Below are 14,790 nucleotides of genomic sequence, written 5' to 3'. Positions count from 1 at the left end.
GGACACGTGCGGTGTCCCGGCCCGGCGCCTGCCCGCTCCGGTCAGGAGGCGGGCAGCTCACCGCGGACCGTGCGGGCGGCGGCGACCAGGTTCTCCAGCGACGCACGGGTCTCGGGCCAGCCGCGGGTCTTCAGTCCGCAGTCGGGGTTGACCCAGAGCCGCTCGGCCGGGATGGCCTTCAGGCCCGTACGCAGGAGGTCGGCGGCCTCGTCGGCGCTCGGGACACGCGGGGAGTGGATGTCGTAGACGCCCGGTCCGGCCTCGCGGGGGTAGCCGTGGGCGGCCAGTTCCCGGGCGACCTGCATGTGGCTGCGGGCCGCCTCCAGACTGATGACGTCGGCGTCGAGGTCGTCGATGGCCTGGACGATGTCGCCGAACTCCGCGTAGCACATGTGGGTGTGGATCTGGGTGTCCGGACGCACCCCGCTCGTGCTGAGCCGGAACGCCTCGGTCGCCCACGCCAGGTAGGCGGCGTGGTCGGCGGCCCGCAGGGGCAGGGTCTCCCGCAGCGCGGGCTCGTCCACCTGGATGACCGAGGTGCCGGCGGCCTGCAGGTCGTTCACCTCGTCGCGCAGGGCGAGGGCGACCTGGCGGGCGGTGTCGCCGAGGGGCTGGTCGTCGCGGACGAAGGACCAGGCGAGCATGGTGACCGGCCCGGTGAGCATGCCCTTGACCGGGCGGTCGCTCAGGGACTGGGCGTAGTTCGTCCAGCGCACCGTCATCGGCTGGGGGCGGGAGATGTCACCGGCCAGGACCGGCGGCCGGACGTAACGGGTGCCGTACGACTGGACCCAGCCGTGCTGGGTGGCGAGGTAGCCGGTCAGCTGCTCGGCGAAGTACTGGACCATGTCGTTGCGCTCGGGCTCGCCGTGCACCAGGACGTCGATTCCGGTCTTCTCCTGGAAGGAGATGACCTCCTGGATCTCCGACTTGATGCGCTCCTCGTAACCGGCCTCGTCGAGGCGCCCGGCGCGCAGGTCGGCGCGCGCGGTGCGCACTTCGGTGGTCTGCGGGAACGAGCCGATGGTGGTGGTCGGCAGCAGGGGCAGCCCGAGGTGGGCGCGCTGGGCCGCGGCCCGTTCGGCGTACGGCTGGGAACGGCGGGTGTCGGCGTCCGTCACGGCCTCGGCACGGGAGCGGACGGCGGGGTCGCGGGTGATGGGTGAGGTGGCCCGGGAGGCGAGGTCGGCGCGGTTGGCCGCGAGTTCGCCGGTGATGGTGTCGGTGCCCTGGGCGAGGCCCTTGGCGAGCGTGGCGATCTCGGAGGTCTTCTGCCGGGCGAACGCGAGCCAGCGCAGGATCTGCGGGTCGATGTCCCGCTCGAGGGCCGCGTCCAGCGGGACGTGCAGCAGGGAGCAGGAGGCGGAGACGTCGACACGGTCGGCGAGCCCGAGCAGGGTGCCGAGTGTGGTCAGGGACTTCTGCAGATCGTTGATCCAGATGTTGCGGCCGTCGACCACACCGGCGACCAGGCGCTTGCCGGGCAGTCCACCGACGGCGGCGAGCGCGTCGAGGTTGGCGGCGGCGGCCTCGGTGAAGTCCAGCGCCAGCCCGTCCACCGGTGCCTTGGCCAGCATCGGCAGGGCGTCGCCGAGCCGGTCGAAGTACGAGGCGACCAGCAGCTTCGGACGGTCGGGCAGGGCGCCGAGATCACGGTAGGCGCGCTCTGCGGCGTTCAGCTCGGCCGGGGTGCGGTCCTGTACGAGGGCGGGTTCGTCGAGCTGGACCCATGCGGCGCCGGCCGCACGCAGGTCGGCGAGGACCTCGGCGTACACGGGAAGCAGCCGGTCCAGGAGCGTGAGCGGCTCGAAGTCCGCGGGCACGCCGGGAGCGGGTTTGGCGAGCAGCAGGTACGTGACAGGACCGACCAGGACCGGACGGGCGGTGAAGCCCTCCGCGAGGGCCTCCTTCAGCTCGGCGACCTGCTTGGTGGAGTCGGCCGTGAAGACGGTGTCGGGGCCGAGTTCGGGGACGAGGTAGTGGTAGTTCGTGTCGAACCACTTCGTCATCTCCAGCGGCGCCACGTCCTGGGTGCCGCGGGCCATCGCGAAGTAGCCGTCCGTCGCGTCGGCGGCGACGGCGGCGCGGTGCCGTTCGGGGATCGCGCCGACCATGACCGTGGTGTCGAGGACGTGGTCGTAGTACGAGAAGTCGCCGGTGGGCACCTCGTGGATGCCGGCGTCGGCGAGCTGCTCCCGGTTGTTCCGCCGGAGTTCGGCGGCGGTGGCGTGGAGGGCGTCGGCGGTGACGCGGCCCTTCCAGTAGCCCTCGATGGCCTTCTTCAGTTCACGGTTCTGACCCTGGCGGGGGTAGCCGTACACGGTGGCCCGTGCTGCCGCGGCTGCGGACTTCGCTGTCACGGAGATCTCCTTCGCGAGATGAATCCCTGAGATCCCGGGAGACGGGACGAGAGCGCGAAGGTCGCGGCTGACCACCGGACGGTGACTACCCCGCGCGGCAAAGGCACGGTCCCTCCGTCTGGTGCACGCCGACCCGCCCTCGAGGTCACCGGGATGTCCGCGCACGGAATGGTCCGCACGCGGGCAGTTGGCAGGTCTTCGGACTCGCGGGCACGCCCTCCGTCCGGAGGACACCTACTGGCCGTCGCTTCCCGGGCCCGGTACGTCGGACCCAGTGCGTATGACGGCGGTCGTTCCTGCTCACCGCTGCGGGGCAGTCCCGGATTCCCACCGGGTTCCCTCTTACGACACCCCGCCTGGCGGACGGGGCGAACCAGCTGCACCGTTCACCCTACCGGGGCCGGCCCCGGAACAGGCCGGATGCGTCCGGCATGCGGACGGTGCGACGGGACACGCCGCCGGCGGACTACTGCTGGGCCCAGTCGTTCCGGTCCCGCTCCGGCGCGTCGGCGTGCCGCGGGCAGGCCGTGTCGTGCGCCGAGCCCAGCGAGGTCCACCACACCTCGCAGCAGTCGGCACTCACGGGGACGCGGGCGGCGGCTGGGCGGGTGCACTCCGGGCCGTGCACGGCGCCGTCGGAGTGCCGCCAGAAGGCGCAGCAGGGGGCGAGGCCGACCGGCTGCACATGAGGCGGCCGGGCCAGGAGTTCGGCCCGGCGCGCCAGGACGGTCCTGCGCCGGTGCTCGGCTCCCTCCCGGGCCGCGCACCAGGCCATGACCCCCGCGGCGTAGAGACCGGGCAGGGCGAGCCAGGGGTGGTGGCTGCCCCCGTACCAGGCGGCGACGAGCAGGAGAACGGCGGCGGCACGGCACCCGCGTGCGGTGCGCAGGCTCGGTGTCACAGGAGACTCCCGTGGGTCGGCGACGGAGAAGGCCTCAGGACACCCGTATGCCCCCGGTCCGCGGACCTACGTCCACCCGTCGCGCCGATCCGCGTCCGGGTAGGTCCTCAGCCGCGTGGAGGGGCGGAAACTCCGTTGCGGACACCGGCCGACGCCCCCGATCCTGCTCGCATGTCCACCGCCGACCTGCGGCCGGCCACCCTTGCCGACGCGCCCGCCATCACCCGTCTCCTCAACGAGATCGACCGGATCGAGATCGGCCGCCCCGAGACCGACCAGCACACCGTCGAGGCCGACCTGAAGCATCCCGAGACGGATCTGACCCGGGACTCGTGGCTCGCTTTCGACGGCGGCCTGCTGGTGGCGTACGGGCTGCTGTGGGACGAGTCCGGCGGCGAGCGCGTGGACATCGACCACTACGTGCTCCCCGGCCACCAGGACACCGGCCTGCGGCTACTGGCCGCCATGGAGGACCGCGCCCTCGCCAAGGCACGGACCAACGGGGCCGCTCGGGCCGTCGTCCACCTGCACCTCAACGCCCGGCCCACGACCGACACCGCGCTCCTCGCGGAGCGGGGCTGGCGGGTCGTCCGGTCCCACCACGTCCTGCGCCGGGCGGTGGACCCGGCGGCCGACCTGCCGCCGCGGGCCCCGGCCGGGGTGAGCGTGCGTGCCTGCGCGACGGAGGCGGACCGTGTCCGGGTGCACGAGCTGTACCAGGAGGCGTTCGCCGGCCACTTCGACTTCCAGCCGCGCCCCTACCGGCTCTGGCTCAGCGACATCGACGCCGAGGGGCTCGACTGGTCCCTGGTGTGGATCGCCGCCACCGACGACCTGGGGGACGCCGGTTTCCTGCTGGCCCGGGACGACCGCGAGGCCATGGGCTGGATCCGCGCCCTCGGCGTGCTGGGCGAGGCACGGGGGAGGGGCCTGGGCGGATTCCTCCTGCGGCACGCCTTCGCGCACTTCGCCGCGCGGGGCCGGGACACGGTGGGCCTCGGGGTCGACACGGCCAACGCCACGGGCGCACCGCGGCTCTACGGACGCAACGGCATGACCGTCCACTTCGCGGTCGACACCTGGGAGGCCGTCATCGGCTGACACCCGGTGCGGCACCCGGTGGCGTCCTCTGCATGATGGCGGGTCAGTTGATCGATTCGCAGCCGCTGCGATCGCCGTTGATGTTTCGGTACCGCGGGAACTTCAGGTACCGGGAGCTCTGAGTGCCGTACTGGCCGTCGGCAGAAATGTTCTCCCGTCCCTGGGCGGTCGCGAGGGCATCACGCGTGGCCGGCCCGAAGTCGCCGTCGGTCGCGAGGTTGAATCCGTAGCAGGAATTGAGGGTGAACTGGAGCCAGCTGACGCCGGATCCTGTGCTGCCGTAGTCCATCCAGCAGTTGGCGGTTCTGCCGGTGCCGGTTTGATATGCCGGCCGGGTGATGGAGTACCCGGGGGTGACCCCTGATGATGTGACCTGGTTGCTGTTGCACTGCCCGGCGTATGCTGCCGTCGCGGAGGGTGCGACCGCCATGGCCCCGCTGAGTAAGCCAGCTGTGAGGGCACCGATCGCCACCACGCGTGGGGCTCGTGAAGTCGGACGTGTGATCATGAAAGCGTCTCCCGGAGTCTTGGCGGTGAGGAACTCGTCCCTGACCTGCTGAGCCACTCTAGGATCCTCGCGGCCTCAAGGCTTTGCCGTGTGTGCACGGAACCTGGTCAGTCGTGCACCGGTTCGAGGTGACGCCGCCGGGCTCGGTAAGGCTTCGATGCCTGATGGCGGTGCCTTCAGGATGCACACCGTTGCAGTACTGGCTAGCTCTGCGGCCTCTCGTCGCGCCGCGCTCGCTCCCGCGCGTGGTGGCCGAGGGCCGCGCTGCGGCTCGTCGACAGGTGGTGCAGGACCAGTTCCTGGACGCGCTCCACGTCGCGTTCCGCGATGGCCTGATAGAGAGCCTCGTGTTCCAGGGCGACGGCCATCAGGTCGTCGTGCTGGCCCATGAGCCAGCGCAGGCGGCTGCGCAGGACCCGTTCGAGTTCGTTGAGCAACTCGTTGGCGGCCAGCGAGATCACCGTCTGGTGGAAGTCGGCGGCGGCCCGGCGGGCTCCCACCGCGTCGTCGGCGCGGGCCGCGTCGAGTTCGGCGTCCACCGTCGCACGGAGCCGTTCGAGACCCTCGCGGGTGTGCCGACCGGCGGCGAGCCGGAAGGCCAGGGTCTCCAGACCCGAGCGGACCTCGTCGAGGTCGGCGATGTCGCTCGTGGTGAACTCCCGCACCACCGCCCAGGACCGCGGCCGCGGTGTCACCAGCCCTTCCGACACCAGCGTCCTCAGGGCCTCCCTGACGGGCAGCCGGCTCACGCCCAGCGCCTCGGCCAGCTCCCGCTCCACCAGGCGGCTCCCCGGTCGCCGCACGCCGTCCACGATCTCGTCGCGCAGCTGTCGCGTGACCCGCTCGGACTCGGGCGTGAAGCCCTCTGACGCAGCCATCGCCGTCCTTCGTCCCTCTTCCCGTTCCGAGCCGCACGAACGCGCCGTGCGGAGCGGCGGCCGGGCGGCCCGTCAGAATACCCCGGAGCCGGCCGCCGGCCGGGGCGCGGGAGGAGTCGGCGACGGGTCAGCCCACCCGCGGGGGCCAGTTGACGATCCGCTTGGCGCGCGGAGGCGCGTAGGTGCGCACCTTGGACGTGGACAGGCCGAGGCGGACCAGGGACTCGGCGACCGTCACGGCGGCCGTGACGCCGTCGACCACGGGGACCCCGGTCCGTTCCACCACGCGTTCGGCGAGCCCGGCCATGCCTCCGCAGCCCAGGCAGATCACCTCGGCCCGGTCGTCCTCGACCGCGCGGGCGGCCTGTTCGGTGATGGCGTCCACGGCGGCCTGTTCGTCCCGCTCCAGCTCGAGCACCTGCAGCCCGCTGGCGCGCACCGAGGCGCACCTCGCGCTCAGTCCCGCCACCTCCAGCCGCTCCTCGATCAGCGGGACCGTACGGTCCAGGGTGGTGACGACGGAGTAGCGGCGGCCCAGGAACTGGGCGGTGCTCGCCGCGGCCTCGGTGATGTCGACGACGGGTACGTCGAGCAGTTCCTGGAGCCCCTCGCGGCCGTGCTCCCCGTAGCCCGCCTGGATCACCGCGTCGAACGGCTCCGGGTGGGCCCGGACGGTCTCCATGACGGCGACGGCGGCGAGGTAGCTCTCGTAGTTGCCCTCGACGGACTCCGCGCCGAAGGCCGGGGTCAGCGGCACGATCTCGGTGCCCTCGGACGCCGCGGCGGCGGCCTGCTTGCCGATCGCGTCGGTGATGGACTGCGTGGTGTTGACGTTGACCACGAGGATGCGCATGGGTGGGGCCTTCTGCTCGGATGGACGGTTCCCGGCTGGCGGGAGGACGTGCGCGGCGGCGACGGAGTGTCCGTGCGGGGGTGGTGTGCGGTGGTGAGGGGGCCTGATCCGTCCCTTAGGCGGAGCTGTTGTCCGGGGCGGGGCCGGTGGGGAGGGCCGGGTGCGTCGTCGTCTCGGCGGAATGTCGGGTGCCTGCGGCGAACGTGCCCTGTGCCCGGGGCGGCGTCCGCGCGGTCGGAGGGCCTGATCCGTCGCGCGGCGGAGCAGGCCCGTCCTGCGGCGAGTTGCCCCGCCCGCTGGGGAACTCGCCCCGCCCCGCCCCGCAGTGCCCCGTGCCCGCGGTGGACGTGGTCCGCGACGGTCGGGGGCCCGGTCCGCGGCGGGGGAGGCAGGCCCGGTCCGTGGCGGGGGAGCAGGCCCGGTCCGCCACGCCGGCGACCGGACCCGCCACACCTGCGGAGCTACTCCGCCGCCACGGCGATGGCCTCGCCGTCCACGTCGCGGATCGGTGAGGCGCGGTCCGCGATGACCGCGTACAGCGCGGCGGCGACGATCGCTCCGACGAACCAGGAGAACCCGGCCGCGGCGTGGAAGAAGGGGACCAGGGCGACCACGACGGCGACGGCGGCGCTGGGAACGAACGCGGCGACGGCGCGCGGGTTGTAGCCGCGGCGGTAGTGGTACTCGGCGCCCGCCTCCTCCGTGTAGAGGGCCGGCACGTTCACCCGGGACTTCCGCAGCAGCCAGTAGTCCGCCATGATCACGCCGAACAGCGGGCCGAGCAGCGCGCCGAGCCCGCCGAGGAAGTAGTTGACGACGACCGGGCTGTTGTAGAGGTTCCAGGGCGTGATCACCAGGCCCAGTACCGCGCTGACCAGACCGGCGCGGCGGAAGTCGAGCCGGTGCGGGAAGAGGTCGACCAGCGCGTAGATCGGCGCGACGAAGTTGGCGAGCAGGTTGACCGCCACCGTGAGGGCGATCAGGCAGAGCGAGGCGACGGCCAGCAGGAACATGTTGGGGATGGTCCGCACGATGTCCGTCGGACTGGTGATGACGTGCCCGTCGAGGCTGAACTGGGCGCCGCTGAGCACCGCCACGATCACGGCGAAGAAGAGCATGTTCACCGGGATGCCGATCACGTTCCCGCGGACGATCGAGCCCCGGCTGCGCGCGGAGCGGGTGAAGTCGCAGAAGTTCAGCACGAACGTCCCGTAGATCACCACCCACAGCGCGGCGGCCTGCAGCACCTGGAGCCACATCGCGCCGCCGGTGAGCGGATCGTCGACGGACAGGGAGATCGAGCCGTCCGCCCGGACGAACATCCACACCGCGAGGGCGCACATGGTGAGCAGCGTGGTGGGCGCGGCGAAGGCCATGTACCGGCGGATCATCTGCATGCCGTAGCTCACGATGAGCACCTGGAGGGCCCACAGGACCAGGAAGGTGATCCAGCCGAGCGTCGACTGCCCGAGCAGGGAGTTCGTGTCCAGGCGGGCCAGCCCGGGGAACATGGCCACCAGGAGCGCGCTCAGCACCGCGGCCGCGAGGTAGGTCTGGATACCAAACCAGGCGATCGCCACGACACCCCGGACGGCCGCCGGAATCTTCGCCCCCTTGATGCCGAACGCGATCCGGCTCATCACCGGGAACGGTACGCCCGTCTTGTGCCCCATGAAGCCGGACAGGGTGAGCAGGAGGAAGAGCAGGACCGAGGCGAGCGCGAAGGCGGCGAGGATGCCCCACACGTTGAGCCCGAGGGCGAACAGTCCGATGGCGAAGGCGTAATTGCCCAGGCTGTGCACGTCGTTGGCCCAGAGGGTGAAGACGTTGTACGCGCCCCAGCGGCGCCCTTCACGCTTGGTCGGGGCCAGGTCGTACGTGTAGAGGCCGGAGCTGGTGGCGGTGTCACTGGACTCCGCGGACGAGCGGCGGTCTTCCAGGGCAGTCATACGGGACTCCTGGGATCAGGATGCGGGGAGTTGGAGAGTTCCACAAAGCGGAAGCGGCTTTCCGATGAACAGAACGTAGTTTTCGCCAAACCGCACCGTCAAGAGGTCCACGGCAAATGGAATACCATTTCTCGCCCTGTTGACAGCCCTGCGGCGCCTCCCTAACCTGACGCCCCGCCATTACATCGATGTAAAGCTGCGGAAAGGGACCCCACCGTGCCCCCCAGCCCCTCACGCCATCCCCGCACGCACAGCACGCACGCCGGCCTGCTCGTCGCCGTCCTCCTCGGGCTGCTCGTCGGCCTGCTCCCCGGGCTCACCGCCCAGGCCGGCGCCGCGCCGCCCGCGCCCGAACCCCGAGCCGGTGCCTTCCGCAACCCGCTCAACAGCGGGCCCGACCCCTTCATGACCAACTGGAAGGGCAACTACTACCTGACCACCACCCAGGGCGGCAGCATCAAGATGTGGCGCTCGCCGTCCCTGGGCACCCTGGCCGCGGCCGACCCCGTCACCGTCTGGACGGACACCGACCCCTCGCGCAACCGCAACATCTGGGCCCCGGAGTTCTACCGCTTCGGAGACCGCTGGTACCTGTACTACACCGCCGACGACGGCGTCGACGACCACCACCGGCTGTACGTCCTGGAGTCGGAGCGCGACGACCCGACCGGCCCGTACCACTTCAAGGCCAAGCTCGCCCCGCCCAACCACGCGAACGACTTCGCCATCGACGCCGGCATCCTCCAGCTCGGCGGGCGCCTCTACCTCGCCTACAGCGGCATCAACCAGTACCAGCACAACGGGCTGAACATCGCGCCCATGTCCAACCCGTACACCGTCTCCGGCGACGCCGTCGCGATCAACGCGGCCGGCGGCTGCCCCGAGGTGCGGGAGGGGCCGGAGTTCCTCTACCGCAACGGGCGGGTGTGGATGACGTACTCGGCCTGTGACACGGGCAAGCCGGACTACCAGGTCTGGATGATGTCGATGCCGCTGACCTCCGACCCGCTGGTGCCGGGCAACTGGCGGCAGCACCAGGGCGCGGTCTTCTCCCGGGCCGACGACCGGGGTGTGTTCGGGCCGGGCCACCACGCCTTCTTCCAGTCCCCGGACGGGACCGAGGACTGGATCGTCTACCACGCCAAGACGACGTCGGTGAACACCTACAGCAACCGCACCACCCGGGCCCAGAAGTTCACCTGGCGGGCCGACGGCAGCCCCGACTTCGGCCGTCCGCTCGCCATGGGCGCCACCCAGAACCTGCCCTCCGGCGACCCCGGCTCGGGCAACTACTGGATCAACGACGACGGCCGCTCCAGCGGTGCCGGGAGCGTCACCTACACCGGCGCCTGGAACTCCGGTTCGGGCTGCGCCACGCAGTGCTTCTGGAGCGACGACCACTGGAGCGACCGGGCCGGCGCCACGGCCACCTTCTCCTTCACCGGCACCCGCATCGCCCTGCTCTCGGTCAAGGACACCGGCAACGGCTACGCGGCCATCAGCATCGACGGCGGTCCCGAACAGCGGGTGGACTTCCACAACCCGATCCGCGTCGGTGAGGCGGTGCAGTACACCAGCCCACGGCTCGCGAACGGCAGGCACACCTTGCGCGTCCGGGTCACGGGGGAGCACAACTCCCAGTCCGGGGCGTCCTTCGTGAGCGTCGACCGCGCCGAGGTCTACACGGACTGACCCGCCGAGGGCCGGCCGCCCGTCAGCGCCGCTCGTGGCCCTCCGTGCTCTCCCTCAGGACGAGCCGGTGGGCCACGATGCGGTCCTGGGGCGACTGAACCCCCGACTCCGCGTCGGCCCGCACGCCGTCCGGGCCGGTCGCGTCCTCGATGCGGCGCTGCAGCAACTCCACGGCGACCTTCGCCACCGCCGCCTTGTCCGGCGCCACCGTGCTCAGCGTCGGCACGCTGAACCGCCCGCCCTCCACGTCGTCAAAACCGATGACGGCGACCTCCCCGGGCACGTCCACCCCGTGCTCGTGCAGCGCGCGCAACGCGCCCAGCGCCAACTGGTCGTTGAGGCAGAGCAGCGCGTCGGGCCGGATCCCGTCGTGCAGCAGCCGCGATACGGCCCGCGCCCCGGCGGGCATCCGGAAGGAGTCGACCGGGATCACCAGGGACGGGTCGTAGGCGATGCCCGCTTCCGCCAGGGCGGCGCGGTACCCGCGGGTGCGGGCCTCCGCCGTGCCCAGGCCCGGTGCGTCGACCCCGCCGACGGCCAGGACGGTGCGGCGGCCGAGGCCGATCAGATGGCGGGTCGCCTCGCGCGCGGCACTCTCGTTGTCGATGGCCACGTGGTCGGCGCCCTCCTCCAGCAGCTCCCCGAGCAGGACGGTCGGCGGGAAGCCCGAGCGGTCGCGCAGGTCGTCGGCGGTCAGGGCGAGCGGGCTGAGGATGATGCCGTCCACGAAGGTCGAGCCGAACCCGGCCAGCGCCGCCAGCTCGTGGGCGCGGTCCGCCCCGGACTGGTGGATCAGGACGGTCAGGGAGCGCTCCTCGGCCTCGCGGATCACATGCCGGGCCAGTTCGGCGAAGTATGGTATGTCCAGTTCCGGGACGACGAGCGCGATGATGCCGGTTCGGCCCTTGCGCAAGTGGCGGCCCGCCAGGTTCACCCGGTATCCGAGCTGTTCGATGGAGTCCCGCACGACCCGCCTCGTCCGGTCCGAGACGTGGGTGTAGTCGTTGATGACGTTGGACACCGTCTTCTCCGAAACGCCCGCGTGACGTGCGACGTCCTTGATCCTGGGCCGTGCCACCGAGACCTCCCTGCCTCTCGTGCGGTGCATGAGTCTATGTCCCGGCGGCCCGGACGGTTTCCGTGCGGGCCGCCGGGACGCCGATCTCACGGTCACGGTCGCCGCTCCCCGTCCTCAGCTCTTTACAGCCAATGTACATCGATGTAAAAACTAGCCACCGCATGAGCTCCGGCCGTCGAAAGGTCCGCGATGAGTTCTCGTTCGCCCCTCCAGGGGGTGCCGGCCGTGTCCGACCCGCTACGCCGCCTCAGCCGCCGACGGCTGTTACGCCATGCCATGGCCGGGACGGGAGCCCTGCTCGCCGCCGGGCCGCTGTCCGGCTGCGCCTCACCGGCCTCGGCCTCCGGCGCGTCCGCGCTGAGCGTCTGGGACCTGTTCCAGGGCGGCGACGGCATGCTCATGGACGAGATGATCGACGCGGTCTCCCAGGGCGACGACGGCTTCGACGTCGACCGGACCATCCTGGACTGGGGCCCGTCGTACTACACCAAGCTCGCCATGTCCGCCGCCGGCGGCCGCGCCTCCGACGTGGCCGCCATGCACCTGTCCCGGCTGGCGGGCTACGCGCCCGGCGGCCTGGTCGACCCCGTCGACCTGGATCTGCTCGCCGAGTTCGGCGTCACCGAGAAGGACTTCACCCCGGCGGTGTGGTCGCGGACGAAGCACGAGGGCACCGTCTACGCGATCCCGCTGGACGTCCACCCCTTCATCGTCTTCTACGACAGGAGGGCCGCGGAGAAGGCCGGGCTCCTGGACTCCGCCGGCGCCCTGGCCCCCATGGGCTCGCCCGAGGCCCTGCTGGAGGCGGGCAAGGCACTCGCCGAGGCCACCGGGCAGTCCGGCATCCTCTTCGGCCACGTCACCGACACCGCGCAGAACTGGCGCCTGTTCGCCGGCCTGTACGCGCAGACCGGAGCCGAGTTCGAGCTGCCGGACGGCGGGCCCGCCCGGATCGACGTCGACGCCGCCGTCCGCGTCGTGACCCTCATGACGCGACTCTTCGACGGGAAGACCAACCCCAACAACCTGGACTACAACGGCGCACTGGCCGCGTTCACCGGCGGTCGCGGCGGCATGGCCATGCTCGGCGAGTGGGAGCTGCCGACGCTGAAGGAGTCCGGCATCGACCTGGGTGCCGCGCCCTTCCCGCAGGTCTTCGACAAGCCGGCCGTCTACACCGACAGCCACAGCTTCGTCCTCCCGCACCAGGAGGACCCCGACCCGGCACGGCGCCGCGAGGCCCACCGGTACATCGCGGCGATCCTCAAGCGGAGCCTCACCTGGGCGAGCGCCGGTCACATCCCCGCCTACCAGCCCGTCCTCGCGGAGCCCGAGTACGCGGCCCTCGAACCGCAGTCGTCCTACGCCGACGCCGCGGAGGTGGCGGTGCTCGACCCGCCCAACTGGTTCGTCGGAGCCGGTTCGAACTTCCAGAACCGGATGTGCCAGCCGCTCCAGTCGGCGCTGCTGGGCAACACCTCCCCCGAGAAGGCGGTGCGGCAGATGGTCCGCGAGGCGGACACGCTGCTGCGGCAGCCCAATCCGGTGGCCTGACCCAGCAGAAGGAGTGACCGACGTGACCACCACCGCACCGCTCGGCGCCGAGGAGCGGACCGACCCCGCCACCGGCCCCGCGGACGGCCGCCGTGCCGTCCTGCGCCGGATACGCCCCGGCAACGGATTCGTCTTCGTCCTGCCCTTCCTGCTCGTCTTCGGCCTCTTCATGGTCTGGCCGATCGTGCAGGGGCTCTGGATGAGCTTCACCGACAGCTCGCTCGCCCTGCGCGACACCGGCTTCGTCGGCTTCGACAACTACACCGAGGCCTTCGGCGATCCCGACGTCTGGAGCAGCCTCGGCAACACCGTCTTCTTCACCGCCATCTCCAGCGTCCCGCTCGTGCTGGTCGCCCTGGCCATGGCGCTGCTCGTGCACAGCGGGCTCGCCGGACAGTGGGCGTGGCGGCTGGCGTTCTTCGCCCCCTACCTGCTGCCGGTCACCGTGGTGACCCTCATCTGGACCTGGCTCTACCAGCCGGAGCTGGGCCTGGGCAACCAACTCCTCGACAGCTTCGGCATCGCGCCCGTCGGCTGGCTGTCCGACGAGTCCGTCGCCATGTGGTCCATCGCCGGCCTCACCGTCTGGTGGACGGTCGGCTTCAACTTCCTGCTCTACCTCGCCGCGCTCCAGTCCCTGCCCACGACCTTCGACGAGGCGGCGGCACTCGACGGGGCCGGCGCGTGGCGGCGGCTGTGGTCCATCACCCTGCCGCAGCTGCGCAGGACCACCGGGCTGGTGGCCATGCTCCAGATCCTGGCCTCCCTCAAGGTGTTCGACCAGATCTACATCCTCACCAAGGGCGGCCCCAACGGCTCCACCCGCCCCGTCCTGGAGTACGTCTACGACGTCGGCTTCACCGGCTACCGCCTCGGCTACGCCTCCGCCATCTCGTACCTCTTCTTCGCCCTGATCATCGTCGTCTCGCTCGTGCAGTTCCGTCTCTTCCGCCGGGAGGACTGACCGTGTCCGCAACCGCCACCCCCGTCCGCGCACGGCGGCGTCCACCCCGCGAAGCGTCCGGCTCCCCCCTGCTCCTCGGCCACGGCCGGCTGCCCCGGGTCCTGGCCGGCACGGCGCTCGTCGTCCTCGCGGTCGTCTGGCTGGTGCCCTTCCTGTGGGCGATCGCCACCTCCGTGCAGAGCGAGAAGGACGTCGCCACCACCGGGCTGTCCCCGTTCAAGGGCGCCTTCACCCTGGACGCCTACCAGGAGATCCTGGAACGCGGGAACGTCTCCGTCTGGGCCTTCAACAGCTTCCTGATCGCCGGGCTGGTCACCCTGATCACCGTGGTGGTCTCCACGCTGGCGGCGTACGGCTTCTCGCGCGGCACGTTCCGCGGCCGGCGGGCGCTGCTCGCCGTCACCGTCGCCGCCATCATGATCCCGCCGCAACTGCTCGTCGTGCCGCTGTTCGACCAGATGCTGCTCTTCAACATGGTGGACACCTACGCGGCGGTCATCCTGCCCCAGGTCGTCGCGCCGATGATGGTCTTCATCCTCAAGCGGTTCTTCGACGGCATCCCCAAGGAGCTGGAGGAGGCGGCCCGGATCGACGGCGCCTCCGAGTTCCGGGTCTTCCGGTCGATCGTGCTGCCGCTGTCGCGGCCGATCGTGGCGGCGGTCGCGATCTTCGTCTTCATCGGGGCCTGGAACAACTTCATGTGGCCGTTCATCGTCACCAACGACCCCGACCTGATGACCCTCCCGGTGGGACTGGCCACCGTGAAGGACGCCTACGGCATCCAGTACGCGCAGTCCATGGCGTCCGCCCTGCTGGCGGCGGTGCCGCTGATCGTCGTCTTCCTCCTCTTCCAGCGCCGCATCGTCAACTCCGTGGCTACCACCGGCCTCGGCGGTTCCTGACCCCTCCTCTCTCATCCCCTCACGGCTGTACACCCGGGTCCGGCGTCCGA

12 protein-coding genes and 1 riboswitch are annotated in these 14,790 nt (G+C 71.2%); of the genes, 5 read left to right on the top strand and 7 right to left on the bottom strand.

Annotated features, from left to right (window positions below):
• Positions 1-41: 41 nt before the first annotated feature.
• Positions 42-2,360, bottom strand: a complete 2,319-nt coding sequence (metE, locus tag ACFW01_RS31855; RefSeq protein ID WP_384509444.1) for a 5-methyltetrahydropteroyltriglutamate--homocysteine S-methyltransferase — start codon at positions 2,358-2,360, stop codon at positions 42-44.
• 171 nt (positions 2,361-2,531) lie between these two features.
• Positions 2,532-2,753, bottom strand: a riboswitch (cobalamin riboswitch).
• A gap of 73 nt (positions 2,754-2,826) precedes the next feature.
• Entirely contained in the window at positions 2,827-3,261 is a 435-nt protein-coding gene (locus ACFW01_RS31850) for a hypothetical protein (protein WP_234959899.1), read from the bottom strand.
• A 171-nt stretch (positions 3,262-3,432) separates the two neighbouring features.
• On the opposite strand from ACFW01_RS31850, the gene ACFW01_RS31845 reads away from it, so the two are divergent.
• The gene (locus ACFW01_RS31845; RefSeq protein WP_384509440.1) at positions 3,433-4,362 is read left to right on the top strand and encodes a GNAT family N-acetyltransferase; all 930 of its coding nucleotides are present in this window, start codon (positions 3,433-3,435) and stop codon (positions 4,360-4,362) included.
• A 43-nt stretch (positions 4,363-4,405) separates the two neighbouring features.
• Here the strand turns inward: ACFW01_RS31845 and ACFW01_RS31840 are convergent, their stop codons facing one another.
• The 4 genes from ACFW01_RS31840 to ACFW01_RS31825 all read right to left on the bottom strand — a co-directional run bounded on the left by ACFW01_RS31840 (position 4,406) and on the right by ACFW01_RS31825 (position 8,550).
• Positions 4,406-4,927, bottom strand: a complete 522-nt coding sequence (locus ACFW01_RS31840; RefSeq protein WP_234959902.1) for a peptidoglycan-binding domain-containing protein — start codon at positions 4,925-4,927, stop codon at positions 4,406-4,408.
• A gap of 146 nt (positions 4,928-5,073) precedes the next feature.
• Positions 5,074-5,748, bottom strand: coding sequence for a GntR family transcriptional regulator (locus ACFW01_RS31835; RefSeq protein ID WP_234959903.1), 675 nt, complete (start codon positions 5,746-5,748; stop codon positions 5,074-5,076).
• A 127-nt stretch (positions 5,749-5,875) separates the two neighbouring features.
• Positions 5,876-6,601 carry an aspartate/glutamate racemase family protein gene (locus tag ACFW01_RS31830; RefSeq protein WP_234959904.1) on the bottom strand — a complete coding sequence of 242 codons (726 nt, stop codon included), beginning with the start codon at positions 6,599-6,601 and terminating at the stop codon, positions 5,876-5,878.
• 461 nt (positions 6,602-7,062) lie between these two features.
• Positions 7,063-8,550, bottom strand: coding sequence for an NCS1 family nucleobase:cation symporter-1 (locus ACFW01_RS31825; protein WP_234959905.1), 1,488 nt, complete (start codon positions 8,548-8,550; stop codon positions 7,063-7,065).
• A 216-nt stretch (positions 8,551-8,766) separates the two neighbouring features.
• Between ACFW01_RS31825 and ACFW01_RS31820 the strand changes: the two genes are divergently transcribed.
• On the top strand, positions 8,767-10,242 hold the full coding sequence (locus ACFW01_RS31820; RefSeq protein WP_384509434.1) for a family 43 glycosylhydrolase: 1,476 nt from the start codon (positions 8,767-8,769) through the stop codon (positions 10,240-10,242).
• Positions 10,243-10,264: 22 nt separating this feature from the next.
• Here ACFW01_RS31820 and ACFW01_RS31815 read toward each other — a convergent pair whose 3' ends face one another.
• Positions 10,265-11,320: a LacI family DNA-binding transcriptional regulator gene (locus ACFW01_RS31815; RefSeq protein WP_384509431.1), complete on the bottom strand. Its 1,056-nt coding sequence runs from the start codon at positions 11,318-11,320 to the stop codon at positions 10,265-10,267.
• Positions 11,321-11,509: 189 nt separating this feature from the next.
• Here ACFW01_RS31815 and ACFW01_RS31810 point away from each other — a divergent pair, with 189 nt between their 5' ends.
• The 3 genes from ACFW01_RS31810 to ACFW01_RS31800 are packed head-to-tail and all read left to right on the top strand — an operon-like array spanning position 11,510 to position 14,740.
• Complete coding sequence (locus tag ACFW01_RS31810) at positions 11,510-12,874, top strand: extracellular solute-binding protein (RefSeq protein WP_384509428.1); 1,365 nt, start codon at positions 11,510-11,512, stop codon at positions 12,872-12,874.
• A gap of 22 nt (positions 12,875-12,896) precedes the next feature.
• Complete coding sequence (locus tag ACFW01_RS31805; RefSeq protein WP_384509425.1) at positions 12,897-13,838, top strand: carbohydrate ABC transporter permease; 942 nt, start codon at positions 12,897-12,899, stop codon at positions 13,836-13,838.
• Between the two features lie 2 nt (positions 13,839-13,840).
• Positions 13,841-14,740: a carbohydrate ABC transporter permease gene (locus ACFW01_RS31800; protein ID WP_384509422.1), complete on the top strand. Its 900-nt coding sequence runs from the start codon at positions 13,841-13,843 to the stop codon at positions 14,738-14,740.
• Positions 14,741-14,790: the final 50 nt, after the last annotated feature.

It is taken from the genome of Streptomyces sp. NPDC058985, from assembly GCF_042740985.1.
Classification (GTDB): Bacteria; Actinomycetota; Actinomycetes; order Streptomycetales; family Streptomycetaceae; genus Streptomyces.
Note: the sequence above shows the minus strand (reverse complement) of the source record. Positions and strands in the feature narration are given on the sequence as shown.

Excerpts from the sequence above, each read along its gene's own strand:
- ACFW01_RS31845 (WP_384509440.1), top strand. The coding sequence starts at position 3,433 with ATGTCCACCGCCGACCTGCGGCCGGCCACCCTTGCCGACGCGCCCGCC.
- ACFW01_RS31835 (WP_234959903.1), bottom strand. The coding sequence starts at position 5,748 with ATGGCTGCGTCAGAGGGCTTCACGCCCGAGTCCGAGCGGGTCACGCGA.
- ACFW01_RS31830 (WP_234959904.1), bottom strand. The coding sequence starts at position 6,601 with ATGCGCATCCTCGTGGTCAACGTCAACACCACGCAGTCCATCACCGAC.
- ACFW01_RS31825 (WP_234959905.1), bottom strand. The coding sequence starts at position 8,550 with ATGACTGCCCTGGAAGACCGCCGCTCGTCCGCGGAGTCCAGTGACACC.
- ACFW01_RS31810 (WP_384509428.1), top strand. The coding sequence starts at position 11,510 with ATGAGTTCTCGTTCGCCCCTCCAGGGGGTGCCGGCCGTGTCCGACCCG.